The sequence below is a fragment of the Brucella lupini genome (assembly GCF_002252535.1).
In the GTDB taxonomy this organism is placed as follows: domain Bacteria; phylum Pseudomonadota; class Alphaproteobacteria; order Rhizobiales; family Rhizobiaceae; genus Brucella; species Brucella anthropi.
Window position 1 is genome coordinate 198,355 of record NZ_NNRN01000046.1, and the last position, 12,936, is coordinate 211,290.

Sequence of the window (12,936 nt, forward strand, 5' to 3'; positions counted from 1 at the left end):
AAGTACTTAGATATGAAAAAGGGCCGGTTATCCGGCCCTTTTTGTCTTTTGGTGATTGCAGTAGGTCAGGCCGTGCAGTCGCGCATGAAGCGCTGCAGATAATCATCGAAAACAGCTGGTGTCTCGCGGAAGGGCGCATGCCCTGCCCCGTCGATGATATGGGTTCTGCCTTCCCAGAGATTGCCAAAACGGACTTTCGAGACGAAATCCAGTTCAACAAACGGCTCGTCACGACCGTTGACGACTGCAATCGGGAGCCTTGCTTCGGCAACGATATTGCGCTGGTTGCCACCGGTTCCGGCTGCAAATTTTTCGAACATGATGCGCCGCGCGCGCCCATCCGTTCGGGCGACAATCTCAAGCAACTGGTCTTCGAACGGTTCGCCGCAGGTACTGCGCGCATAGGATTCGACATCGCGGTCGGAAAATGCCTCCTGCCCGGCAAGTGCCATATCCGGGCCGCTCTTGAACCCCTGCCCCACTTCCTCACGCGCCACAGGCGGCGTGCCGGTAATCATCAGGCCGCGCATGCCGGGAAAGCGTGAAATCATCTCGATGCCGATATGGCCGCCAAGCGACCAGCCGAAAACGACTGTATCCGAAATGCCGAGCTTCGCCAGCACTTCCGTCATCGCGTCGGCATAGCCTTCCATGGAATAGCTGCGATCCGGATCAAGGGCGTCGCCGGACTGGCCATGCCCCGGCAAATCTGGCGCGATCACCCGCCAGTTTCTACCGATTTCGCCCTCAAGCTGGGGCGCAAAGATGGCGCCTGCGCTGGAGTTGCCATGGATCATCAGCAAGGGCGTTCCGTTACCCCTGCTTTCACGGATGGCAATGCGACCGTGGCTGGTCTCGATTTCATGGGATTTCATGGTCTCGCGTTTCCCTGTGTGGAGTCTTTTGGGATCAGTCGTAAGAAACCTTGCCGCGGCCCTTCTTGATGTCGGATCGTCCGGACTTGGCCTTGAGGCGGCGTTCGACGGAGCCTTTTGTCGGCCTGGTCTTCTTGCGTGGTGGCGGCGGTGGTTCGGCAGCTTTGGCAATAAGCGCGATCAGCCGTTCGCGCGCGTCCTCGCGGTTGCGCTCCTGGGTGCGGAAACGATTGGCCTCGATCAGAATATCGCCGTCCTTGGTACCTTTCTGTCCGGCAAGCTTGAAGAGCCGTGACAGGATATCTTCCGGCAGGCCTGCTCTCACGGCATGAAAGCGCAGCTGTACGGCAGTCGAAACCTTGTTGACGTTCTGACCGCCCGGCCCGGAGGCACGAATGAAGCTCTCCTCCAGATCGTCTTCACGGATCGTCAGGCGATTGGTAATGCGGATGATGTTCCGGTTCTCTTCCATGACGAGGAGATATACCGCTTTGTATCCCTTATACAAAAGAAAAACCCGGCCTTTCAGCCGGGCTCTCCCTCCTCCTCAGGATGGTAAAAGCATGTCTCCAAAAAGTGGGAACCGGTTTTTGGATAAAGACATGCGTAGAAAAAGCTATTCCGCAGCGATACGGATCGCTGGCGCTGCGTCCTTTACCTCGTGATCGACATGGCTTTCGAATTTTTCGAAATTCGTGACGAACATGTCGACAAGCTTCTTGGCCTGCGCGTCATAGGCAGCCTTGTCGGCCCAGGTCGAGCGCGGATCGAGAATGGACGTGTCCACACCCGGTACGTCGACCGGAACCGCGAAGCCGAAATTCGGATCGATGCGGAATTCGGCATCGTTCAGCGAACCGTCAAGCGCGGCGGCGAGCAGAGCGCGGGTTGCCTTGATCGGCATACGCTTGCCAACGCCGTAAGCACCACCCGTCCAGCCGGTATTGACCAGCCAGCAATCGACCTTGTGCTCGGCGATCAGCTTGCGCAGCAGGTTACCGTATTCCGACGGATGGCGCGGCATGAACGGTGCGCCGAAGCAGGTCGAGAAGGTCGCTTCCGGTTCGGTCACGCCCTTTTCGGTACCGGCGACCTTGGCCGTGTAGCCGGACAGGAAGTGGTACATGGCCTGTGCTGGCGTCAGCTTGGCAATCGGAGGCATTACGCCGAAGGCATCGGCAGTGAGCATGATGATGTTCTTCGGCTGGCCGCCCTTGCCCGACTTCGATGCATTCGGGATGAAATCGAGCGGATAGGCGCAGCGGGTGTTTTCCGTCAGCGAGCCGTCGTCGAAATCCGGCTGGCGGTTCTCATCGAGAACGACATTTTCCAGCACCGTGCCGAAACGCTGCGTCGTCGCGTAGATTTCCGGCTCCGCTTCGGCGGACAGACGAATGGTCTTGGCATAGCAGCCGCCTTCGAAGTTGAAGATGCCATGCTCGCCCCAGCCATGCTCGTCGTCGCCGATCAGCGTACGGGTCGGATCTGCCGAAAGCGTGGTCTTGCCGGTGCCGGACAGGCCGAAGAAGACGGCGGTGTCGCCGTTCGGGCCTTCATTGGCCGAGCAGTGCATCGGCATCACACCCTTCGCAGGCAGGATGTAGTTGAGTGCGGTGAAAACCGACTTCTTCATTTCACCGGCATAGGAGGTGCCGCCGATCAGCACGATCTTGCGGGTCAGGTCGACCGCGATCACGGTTTCGGTGCGCACGCCATAGCGTTCCGGATCCGCCTTGAAGGTTGGCAGGTCGATAATCGTCATTTCCGGCACGTAGGAAGCAAGCGCTTCCTGTTCCGGACGGATCAGAAGATTGCGAATGAACAGCGAATGCCAGGCATATTCGGTGATGACGCGGGCATTGATCTTGTTGTCGGCATCAGCGCCGCCGATCAGGTCCTGAACGAAAAGCTCCTTGCCCTTCGCATGGTCGATGAAATCGGCATAGAGCAGCTCGAAGGCCTCGCGGCTCATCGGCTTGTTGTTGTCCCACCAGACATGATCTTCCGTGTCGGCATCGCGCACGACGAACTTGTCTTTCGGCGAACGGCCCGTGTGTTGTCCGGTGCGTGCGACAAGCGCACCCTGCGCCGACAGTTCGGCTTCGCCCCGGCGAACGGTTTCCTCATAAAGCCGGGCGGCCCCAAGGTTGTAAAAGACTGCGGAGATTTCCTTCAGTCCTGAAGTGGCAATGGAAGCGGCCGTGTTGTGAATGCCGGTCTCTCTCATGATGTCTCCGCCATATGGTTTGACAATTGATCGGTCTCTTTCGCGCCTACCAGATTGATCGCGAAACTGAGGATGGCAGTCAGAAACAGATTAATCGTGGCAATTCAAATATTTAATCGATTTAAAATTTTTGAAATTTTTTTAAATCGTTTAATCTATGCGTTATGAGCTGTGAGTTTCGGGGAATGAAGGTCGGGCTGGCATTAACCAAAGCGCGATTCGGAGAGCGTCGTTTCGCGGCTTCTTCCGGTGCTGCCACATTTTGTACCTAATTTGTACTGCACAAGCAGGCACATTATACTAGTATCGATGTGTAATAAGGCGCTCGATCTATAACCCGCCAGTCTCTGGCGGCTGAAAGACGTCACCAGCCGGATATTCCGGTTGGCTTAGTTGAAGGAGAAAGGTTCGCATGAAGGAAGCCTCGGCAACGCAGACAATTGCGCTGGTCGACGACGACCGCAACATCCTGACCTCCGTGTCCATCGCGCTGGAATCGGAAGGCTATCGGGTCGAAACCTACACCGATGGCGCGTCCGCGCTGGACGGTCTGATGGCGCGTCCGCCCAATCTTGCGATCTTCGATATCAAGATGCCGCGCATGGACGGTATGGAGCTTCTGCGCCGTCTGCGCCAGAAATCCGACCTCCCCGTCATCTTCCTCACGTCCAAGGACGACGAGATCGACGAGCTTTTCGGCCTCAAAATGGGCGCGGATGATTTCATCACCAAGCCGTTCTCCCAGCGCCTTCTGGTCGAGCGCGTCAAGGCGGTGCTTCGCCGGGTTGCCGCACGCGACGGCACGGCCAAGCCGACCGGGCAGCAGGCCAAATCGCTTGAGCGCGGCCAGCTGGTCATGGATCAGGAGCGTCACACCTGCACCTGGAAGGGCGAGCCGGTAACGCTGACGGTCACTGAGTTCCTGATTCTTCATTCGTTGGCACAGCGTCCGGGCGTCGTGAAAAGCCGTGACGCCCTCATGGATGCGGCCTATGATGAGCAGGTCTATGTGGATGACCGTACCATCGACAGCCATATCAAGCGCCTGCGCAAGAAGTTCAAGGCGGTTGACGACGATTTCGAAATGATCGAAACGCTCTATGGCGTCGGCTATCGCTTCCGCGAGGCTTGATAGATAATTACATATCGCCAGTCCGTGAGGTCTGGCGGTAGTTTAATGAGAGCAGACAGAGCGACATGGTCGCAGAAACCGGGAACGACGGCCTTATCGGCCAGAAATCGGATTTGCGCGAACGCAGGGCCCGGCGGCAGCGCTCGGTGTTCTGGCGTCGCTTCTTTGCGCCTCTGCGCAAGTTTCTTGGCCAATATCTGTTCTCGAGTCTGACGCGCCGTATCCTGTTTCTCAATCTGGCGGCGCTGGCGGTTCTTGTTTCCGGCATTCTCTACATGAATCAGTTCCGTGAGGGGCTGATTGATGCAAAGATTGAAAGCCTGCTGACGCAAGGCAAGATCATTGCAGGCGCCATCTCGGCTTCGGCGACCATCGATACCAATTCTTTGATGATCGACCCGGAAAAGCTTCTGGAGCTTCAGGCCGGGCAAAGCCTGACGCCATCACCGGATTCGCCCGACAATTGGGAATTTCCGATCAATCCGGAAAAAGTTTCTCCCTTGCTGCGCCGGTTGATTTCGCCGACGAGCACGCGGGCGCGCATCTATGATCGCTACGCCAATATGTTGCTCGATTCGCGCGCACTCTATTCTCCAAGCTTCCCTTCGGCGGGGCCTGTACTTCGCTACGACCTGCCGCCGATCGAGGAAGAGACACCGACCATCTGGGAACGGGCCGGGACGTGGATTTCGCATCTGTTCTATGGTGGAGGCCTGCCGGTCTATCAGGAACAGCCGGGCGGTAACGGCCTTGCCTATCCGGAAATCGTCAAGGCGCTGGCCGGTTCGCCGCAAACAGCGCAGCGACGCAATGAAAAGGGCGAGCTGGTCGTTTCGGTTGCCGTCCCGATCCAGCGCTCGCGTGCAATATTGGGTGTACTCCTGCTCTCCACTGAAGGCGACGATATCGACAAGATCGTGCAGGGTGAGCGCATGGCGGTTTTCCGCGTGTTCGGCGTCGTTTCTCTGGTCATGGTCATTCTGTCGCTTTTCCTCGCATCGACGATTGCAAGCCCGCTGCGCAAGCTTTCTGCTGCGGCAGACCGCGTTCGCCATGGTGTGAAGAGTCGTGTGGAAATTCCCGATTTCTCCGAACGTCAGGATGAGGTCGGCCATCTTTCCACGTCGATTCGCGAAATGACCGATTCGCTCTACACCCGTATCGAAGCCATCGAAAGCTTTGCCGCCGATGTCAGCCATGAGTTGAAGAACCCCCTCACCTCGCTGCGCAGCGCTGTCGAAACCCTGCCGCTCGCCAAGACCGAAGAATCGCGCAAGCGGCTTCTCGATATCATCCAGCACGACGTTCGCCGCCTCGACCGCCTGATTACCGATATTTCCGACGCTTCGCGTCTCGATGCGGAACTTGCGCGCGAACATATCGACCGCGTCGACATGAAGACGCTTCTGACCAATCTCGTAACGGCAGCGCGCGAAGTGCGCCGCAACAAGGTCGGAACGGAAATCGTCTTCGATACCGGCAAACTGCCTGCCGGAAAGAAGGGTTTCTATGTTGCCGGTCACGATCTGCGTCTCGGTCAGGTGGTGAGCAATCTGATTGAAAATGCCCGTTCTTTCGTGCCGGACGATACAGGCCGCATCGTCGTGTCGCTGAGTGGCGAAGGCAGTCGCTTGCGCGTGCTTGTCGAGGATAATGGTCCAGGCATTCCGATCGAGAATATCGAGCGCATTTTCGAGCGATTCTATACGGACCGTCCGGCCTCGGAGGCTTTCGGCCAGAATTCTGGTCTCGGCCTTTCGATCAGCCGCCAGATCATAGAAGCGCATGGCGGCACGCTGACTGCAGAGAATATTGTCGATCCGGCAAGGCCCGACCAGTTCAAGGGTGCTCGCTTCATCGTCGACCTGCCTGCAAGCCCATGACACCTGAAGAGGAAAAAAGCGGGCTTCACGCAACCACGCTTCAGGTTCAAGGCCGTGGTGTCATGATCATGGGGCGTTCCGGCGCGGGCAAGACCGAACTTGCGCTGACACTTGTGGAAAGAGCCCTCCTTCGTGGAGAGGTCGCTTCACTGGTCGCTGACGACCGCACATTGCTTCATGTGGAAAGCGGCAGGCTGATCGCCAGCGTTCCAGCCGCCCTTGCTGGTGGCGTGGAGATTCGCGGCGCGGGGCTTTTCAAGGTCGCTTTTGCGGAGGCCGCTCCGCTTTATCTCGTCGTCCGGCTTGTGGATCGTGGCGAGGCTGAACGCTATCCGAGCGTTGAAATGTGGGAATTCGAGGGCATCTCACTGCCCCGACTTCTTTTGCCGGCTTTGTCGTCGAATGGCGATTCCAACGCGCTTTCGCGGGCCATCGAAGCCACCTTGTTCTATGAAAAATGGCCCTCGTCCGAGAGCTGAAACAGGCTTCGTTACGAATCGGCTAATATTTCACAGCGCTGCGGCATTTTGCTTTTTTAGTGGCAGCGTGGAAATTTTTCACTTGCTATCAAGATTTGCGCTGCCAAGATGCACAACTCGCCGGCGCTTTTCCGGCGTGGTTTCAGTGCCATCTGACACTCTGGCGGGGTGATGCGGCGGGCACGCGACGGGAGCTTTTATAGTATGATCGGACTCGTGCTTGTCACGCACGGAAGGTTGGCCGAAGAGTTTTTGCATGCTGTTGAGCATGTAGTCGGGCCGCAAGACAATTTCGAGACCGTTTGCATCGGTGCCGAAGACGATATGGAACAGCGTCGGCGGGATATCGTTGATGCGGTGGAACGCGCCGATAATGGCAGCGGGGTCATCATCCTGACCGATATGTTCGGTGGTACACCGTCCAATCTCGCCATTTCCGTCATGAAGGAAGGCAAGGTCGAAGTCATCGCAGGTGTCAATCTGCCGATGCTTATCAAGCTGTCGAGCGTCCGCATCGGGGGCGACATCAAGACAGCCCTGCGTGAGGCGCAGGATGCGGGGCGCAAATATATCAATGTTGCGAGCCAGGTCCTGACAGGAAAGTAATTCATGCACTCCAGCGTGCCCGTTACCGGTGAATACGAACCCGAAACTGCAGTTTCCCGATCCTTCGAGATCGTCAACAAGCGCGGACTTCATGCCCGCGCTTCGGCCAAGTTCGTGCAGTTGGTCGATGGTTACAATGCGCATGTCCGCGTGAGCAAGGACGGCATGACCGTTGGCGGCACGTCGATCATGGGGCTGATGATGCTCGCCGCGTCACCCGGCTGCTGCATCGACGTTAGTGCCTCCGGTGAACAGGCCGATGCCGTGTTGGAAGCCTTGCAGACACTCATCGCCGACAAGTTCGGCGAAGAATGCTGAAGAACAAGACTGTGGCCGCCGTGGGAGATCTCAACGATCCGGTGGCCGTTTTTGATGCAGGGATCGGCAGCTATGCTCTGGTTGAACTGATCAGGCGCAGCCAGCCGCAGCGCGACATCATCTATTTTGCTGATCGGGCCAGTTTCCCCTATGGCGCCAAAAGCCGCGATCAGCTGCTTTCCATCATGCGCAGCACGATCCAATACCTCACAAGCCTTGGCGCTCAAACAATTGTCCTTGCTTCCAATGCGCCCTCGGTCATGGTCCTCGACACATTGAAAAGCGAGTTCGCTGTACCGGTTTACGGCGTAGCGCCGCCGGTACGCACTGCCCTTGCGGCAAGCCACAGCGGCAAGGTTGCCGTTATGGGTGTGCGTTCGATGATCGAGAGCGAAGAACTTGCAGATTTTGTCCGAACACAGGCCGATAACCCAGGCGATGTCGCTCTGATCAATGCGTCTGCGATGGTGGAGCTGGTGGAAAATGGCGCTTTTCTTCGGCAACCGGACGAGACCGCGCAAAAGGTCGCCGCATTCTGCGATGACATTGCTGCCAGCTACCCTCTCATCGACACGCTGACACTTTCCAGCACCCATCTGCCATGGCTCAGACCGTTTTTCGAAACGGCCCGTCCCGGCTGGCAGTTTCTTGATCCGGCGGATGACGTGATCGCTGCACTCCCGCAACCCGAAGGCGGCTCTGGTCGCACAGTTGCCCTTGTCACGAAAAGCGAAACCTATCCCGTCGCCGAGTTTCGCCACATGCTCGAAATATTGCAGGTCGACCTTCCTTTGACGGTCATTGACCCCGTGTTCGACAAACCTGTCTGATATGCACGTATAAAGATTTCTTTATATTGCGTTGTGCTTCTGGCGGCGATCTGCTAGTCAAGGCGGCAGCCGGAGCGCTTTCCCGTGTGGAAAGCCGCCCCATATTGGAATGCAATCCCGGCCGCTGATTACATCTTTATCGAGCTGGAACTGCCTTTATTGGAGCACGCGATGACCGCAAGCCAAGATTTTGTCGTCAAGGATCTTAGCCTGGCCGATTGGGGCCGCAAGGAACTCGATATCGCAGAAACCGAAATGCCGGGCCTGATGGCTGCCCGCGAGGAATTCGGCAAGTCGCAGCCGCTGAAGGGCGCGCGCATTTCTGGATCGTTGCATATGACGATCCAGACCGCCGTTCTGATCGAAACGCTGCAGGCGCTGGGCGCTGAGGTCCGCTGGGCCTCCTGCAACATTTTCTCGACGCAGGATCATGCGGCTGCCGCGATTGCCGCCACCGGCACGCCGGTTTTCGCCATCAAGGGTGAAACGCTTGAAGAATACTGGACCTATACGGACCAGATCTTCCAGTGGCCGGACGGCGAACCGTCCAATATGATCCTCGACGATGGCGGCGACGCCACCATGTATATCCTCATCGGCGCGCGCGCCGAAGCAGGCGAGGACGTTCTGTCGAATCCCGGTTCGGAAGAAGAGGAAGTGCTTTTCGCGCAGATCAAGAAGCGTATGGCTGCAACGCCGGGCTTCTTCACGCGCCAGCGCGACGCCATCAAGGGCGTGACGGAAGAAACCACCACCGGCGTCAACCGTCTTTACCAGCTGCAGAAGAAGGGCCTCCTGCCCTTCCCGGCCATCAACGTCAATGACAGCGTCACCAAGTCGAAATTCGACAACAAGTACGGCTGCAAGGAATCGCTCGTCGACGGCATTCGTCGCGGCACCGATGTCATGATGGCTGGCAAGGTTGCCGTCGTGTGCGGTTATGGCGATGTCGGCAAAGGCTCCGCCCAGTCGCTCGCTGGCGCAGGCGCACGCGTGAAGGTTACCGAAGTCGATCCGATCTGCGCACTTCAGGCTGCAATGGATGGTTTCGAAGTCGTAACCCTCGACGATGCCGCTTCCACAGCCGATATCATCGTGACCACGACCGGCAACAAGGACGTGATCACCATCGACCATATGCGCAAGTTCAAGGACATGGCGATCGTCGGTAATATCGGTCACTTCGACAATGAAATTCAGGTGGCGGCACTCCGCAACCTGAAATGGACCAACGTGAAGCCGCAGGTCGATCTGATCGAATTCCCGGACGGCAAGCGCATCATCCTGCTTTCCGAAGGTCGTCTGCTCAATCTGGGCAATGCAACCGGCCATCCGAGCTTCGTCATGTCGGCTTCGTTCACCAATCAGGTTCTGGGCCAGATCGAGCTCTTTACCCGCACCGACGCTTACAAGAATGAAGTCTATGTGCTGCCGAAACATCTCGACGAGAAGGTCGCGCGCCTGCATCTCGACAAGCTCGGCGCCAAGCTGACTGTGCTTTCCGAGGAACAGGCTGCCTATATCGGCGTCACTCCACAGGGCCCGTTCAAGTCGGAACACTACAGGTATTAACCATACGTTAAGCATTGCACTACATGTTGAGACCGGGCGGTTGACAAACTGCCCGGTCTTTCTTTTTGCGTGCAAGATGCTTCACGTGGATTCGCCGGAAGGGTATTGTGTAGGCGAATCAAGGTGTTTGAGCGGGTGTTTGCGTTGTGCGTTTTTTGCCGGTTGTGGCGGGAAGCGACAGGACGATTCATCCCCTAAATGCCACGCATCGGCTTGAAAATCGAAATCGATTTTTGGAAAGCACGATGCGTAGATTTAACAGATAGAGCGTCCTTTGTGCGCCCACAAAGGCGCACGGCGCTCTAAAACGGGCTGACCTTCGTGCACTGTGGCGGCGTGCGTATGGTCGGGCTTTGATGTGTATTGAAGTGTTTTAATACGGCCGGTCTGCCTTCGTGGCGGTTTTCATGGCCGGGTGGCGGAGAAAAGGACAACATGCCAGATTTCGGCGCAACGGGGATTTTGCGGAATGTTTCCGCAATCATTACTGGCAGGCAATGGCTTCCTGCCGCCCATGTTGCAAAGCCGTTCGCATGGCTTGCTCCGAAAAAAGCCCTGATGAAGGCTTCTGTTTCTCTTTCGACGCTTTTCGCAGCAGTGCCCGCTTTCGCACAGGGCGCGGAATCGGCGCGTATCGCCCTGCCCTTCGGCGGCGGCAGTATCGGCGCTTTCGAGGTTATCCAGTTTTCCATGTTCCTAGGCGTGATGGGCGCAGCGCTACTTTCTGCGGGCTGGCTGATCCGCGAACGGTCGCGCGTTGCCGCAGAAAACAAGGAACTGCGTTCCAAATTCGCCGACCTCAATCTGGTCGCCCAGCGCAATGAAGCCCTGCTTAACCTCAAGGATCAGCGCATCGTGGTCTGGGATGGCCATAGCACGCGCGCTGAAGTCGTCGGACTGTTGCCAGACGATAGTGCGGCCCCGCAGGATCGCTCCACCTTTCTGGCATTTGGCCGCTGGTTGCGCCCGCAATCGGTCGTGGCGCTTGAGCGCGCCATTGGAATGCTACGCGAACAGGCACGGTCTTTCGATCTCACGGTTGAAACTGTCAACGGCACTCTGCTCGACGTGCGCGGACGCACATCGGGGGGCTTTGCTGTTGCCCGGTTCCTCAGCCTGCAGGGCGTGCAGGCGGAACGCGCGGCACTGCAGGCGCAGAACCGTGAATTTTCCGAGCGTATCGAGCTTTTCCGGCGTCTTCTCGACAGGATCGACCAGCCGGTATGGACCCGCGACGCCGGTGGTCGCGTCGAATGGGTCAATGCCGCCTATGCGCAGGCAGTCGATATGGCGGATGCGAGCCAGGTCATTTCAGAAGGGCGCGAGCTTTTCGGTGCGCAGGCACGCCAGCGACTGGAGCGTGATCGCTTTGCCGAGCCTGTCCTGCAGGAACAGCTGACGGCTGTGGTGCATGGTGATCGCCGTTTGTTCAACGTGACGGATGTGAGTGCTGAAACGGGTTCTGTCGGCCTCGGTTTCGACCAGACCGAAGTACAGGCGGTGCGGGAAGAACTGAACCGCACCATGAAGAGCCATGCCGAAACGCTCGACCAGCTTTCGACTGCTGTGGCGATTTTCGATCCCGAGATGAAGCTGCAATTCTTCAATCAGGCTTTTGCCAAGCTTTGGTCACTTGATACGGCTTGGCTGGAATCGCAGCCGAGCAATACGCTGATCCTCGACCGCCTGCGTTCGGAAGGCAAACTTCCAGAGCAGCCGGAATGGCGCAAATGGAAGGATTCGGTGCTTTCTGCCTATCGCGCAGTCGAGCCGCAGGAACATATGTGGCATCTGCCGGATACGCGGACGATGCGCGTCGTCGCCAATCCGCATCCGCAAGGCGGTGTGACCTGGTTCTTCGAGAACATGACCGAGAAGTTCGAGCTCGAAGGCCGTTACAACACGCTCATCAAGGTGCAGGGTGAAACGCTCGACCATCTGGCGGAAGCCGTGGCGGTGTTCGGCTCTGATGGCCGCATCCGGCTTTCCAACCCGTCCTTCGCCGATCTTTGGGCGCTGCCGATGCCGCTCATTGTCGAAGGCACGCATATTTCGTCGATTGCCAGGATTTGCGGCGAGCGCGGCGGCAACGGATTGTGGGATGATTTCGTCTCCACCGTCACTGGCTTTCTCGATACGCGTGACGGGCGCATGGGACAGGTGGAGCTGGACGACGGCACCATTCTTTCCTTCGCCGTGGTGCCGCTGCCGAAGGGGCAGACCATGCTGACCTTCATCGACGTCACCGACACCGTGCGCGTCGAACGGGCGCTCAAGGAAAAGAACGAGGCGCTGGAACTGGCCGACCAGATCAAGAACGATTTCGTCCAGCACGTTTCCTACGAACTGCGTTCGCCACTCACAAACATCATCGGCTTTACCGAGCTGTTGCAGACACCGGCTTTCGGGTCGCTCAACGAGCGCCAGATCGAATATCTCGACCATATCAGCACGTCGTCATCGGTCTTGCTGACCATCGTCAATGATATTCTTGATCTCGCAACGGTCGATGCAGGCATCATGGAATTGGAGGTCGGTGAGGTTTCCGTCGTGGAAGCGATTTCCGCTGCCGCCTCCCGTGTCGGCGAGCGTATGCGCGACCACGATATCGGGCTCGACATCGACATTGCCGACGACGTGGATGTATTCAAGGCCGATGCAAACCGCGTCCGTCAGGTACTTTTCAACCTCCTGTCCAACGCCACCAACTATGCGCCGGAAGGCTCCAGCATCCAGCTGCAGGTGGCGCGCGAGGGGTCGGAAGTGGTCTTTGCCGTCCACGATGACGGTCCCGGCATGCCCGGAGAAGTGCTCGACACGGTTTTCAAACGCTTCCAGTCCTATCCGAATGGCGGTCGCCGTCGTGGTGCCGGCCTCGGACTTGCCATCGTCAAGAGCTTTGTCGAGCTGCATGGCGGGTCGGTCGATATCGATACGGGTTCCGGTCGTGGAACAACGGTCATTTGCCGTTTTCCGTCGGAAACACGTAGCTTCCGCGTCGCTGCCGAATAAGG

Annotated in this window: 11 protein-coding genes; 8 read left to right on the plus strand and 3 right to left on the minus strand. The window is 57.7% G+C overall.

Annotation, left to right across the window (positions count from 1 at the left end):
* Positions 1-65 precede the first annotated feature (65 nt).
* The 3 genes from CES86_RS12490 to CES86_RS12500 form a co-directional block, all read right to left on the minus strand.
* Positions 66-875 carry an alpha/beta fold hydrolase gene (locus CES86_RS12490; RefSeq protein WP_094514524.1) on the minus strand — a complete coding sequence of 270 codons (810 nt, stop codon included), beginning with the start codon at positions 873-875 and terminating at the stop codon, positions 66-68.
* A gap of 34 nt (positions 876-909) precedes the next feature.
* Positions 910-1,347 carry an alternative ribosome rescue aminoacyl-tRNA hydrolase ArfB gene (gene arfB / locus CES86_RS12495; RefSeq protein WP_010657676.1) on the minus strand — a complete coding sequence of 146 codons (438 nt, stop codon included), beginning with the start codon at positions 1,345-1,347 and terminating at the stop codon, positions 910-912.
* Positions 1,348-1,491: 144 nt separating this feature from the next.
* Complete coding sequence (locus tag CES86_RS12500; protein ID WP_012091053.1) at positions 1,492-3,102, minus strand: phosphoenolpyruvate carboxykinase; 1,611 nt, start codon at positions 3,100-3,102, stop codon at positions 1,492-1,494.
* 412 nt (positions 3,103-3,514) lie between these two features.
* On the opposite strand from CES86_RS12500, the gene CES86_RS12505 reads away from it, so the two are divergent.
* The 8 genes from CES86_RS12505 (at position 3,515) to CES86_RS12540 (ending at position 12,934) form a co-directional block, all read left to right on the plus strand.
* On the plus strand, positions 3,515-4,234 hold the full coding sequence (locus CES86_RS12505) for a response regulator transcription factor (RefSeq protein ID WP_006468074.1): 720 nt from the start codon (positions 3,515-3,517) through the stop codon (positions 4,232-4,234).
* A 65-nt stretch (positions 4,235-4,299) separates the two neighbouring features.
* Positions 4,300-6,117: a stimulus-sensing domain-containing protein gene (locus CES86_RS12510; protein WP_010657678.1), complete on the plus strand. Its 1,818-nt coding sequence runs from the start codon at positions 4,300-4,302 to the stop codon at positions 6,115-6,117.
* On the plus strand, positions 6,114-6,596 hold the full coding sequence (locus CES86_RS12515) for an HPr kinase/phosphorylase (protein ID WP_094514526.1): 483 nt from the start codon (positions 6,114-6,116) through the stop codon (positions 6,594-6,596). The genes CES86_RS12510 and CES86_RS12515 overlap by 4 nt, the downstream gene beginning before the upstream one ends.
* 204 nt (positions 6,597-6,800) lie before the next feature.
* Positions 6,801-7,202, plus strand: coding sequence for a PTS sugar transporter subunit IIA (locus tag CES86_RS12520; RefSeq protein WP_006472522.1), 402 nt, complete (start codon positions 6,801-6,803; stop codon positions 7,200-7,202).
* Positions 7,203-7,205: 3 nt separating this feature from the next.
* Positions 7,206-7,520: an HPr family phosphocarrier protein gene (locus CES86_RS12525; RefSeq protein ID WP_010657680.1), complete on the plus strand. Its 315-nt coding sequence runs from the start codon at positions 7,206-7,208 to the stop codon at positions 7,518-7,520.
* Positions 7,514-8,350, plus strand: coding sequence for a glutamate racemase (locus CES86_RS12530; RefSeq protein WP_012091051.1), 837 nt, complete (start codon positions 7,514-7,516; stop codon positions 8,348-8,350). The genes CES86_RS12525 and CES86_RS12530 overlap by 7 nt, the downstream gene beginning before the upstream one ends.
* Positions 8,351-8,521: 171 nt before the next feature.
* Positions 8,522-9,922 (plus strand): adenosylhomocysteinase, encoded by a 1,401-nt coding sequence (gene ahcY, locus CES86_RS12535; protein ID WP_012091050.1) that lies wholly within the window; start codon positions 8,522-8,524, stop codon positions 9,920-9,922.
* Positions 9,923-10,480: 558 nt separating this feature from the next.
* Complete coding sequence (locus CES86_RS12540) at positions 10,481-12,934, plus strand: sensor histidine kinase (RefSeq protein ID WP_235819918.1); 2,454 nt, start codon at positions 10,481-10,483, stop codon at positions 12,932-12,934.
* Positions 12,935-12,936: the final 2 nt, after the last annotated feature.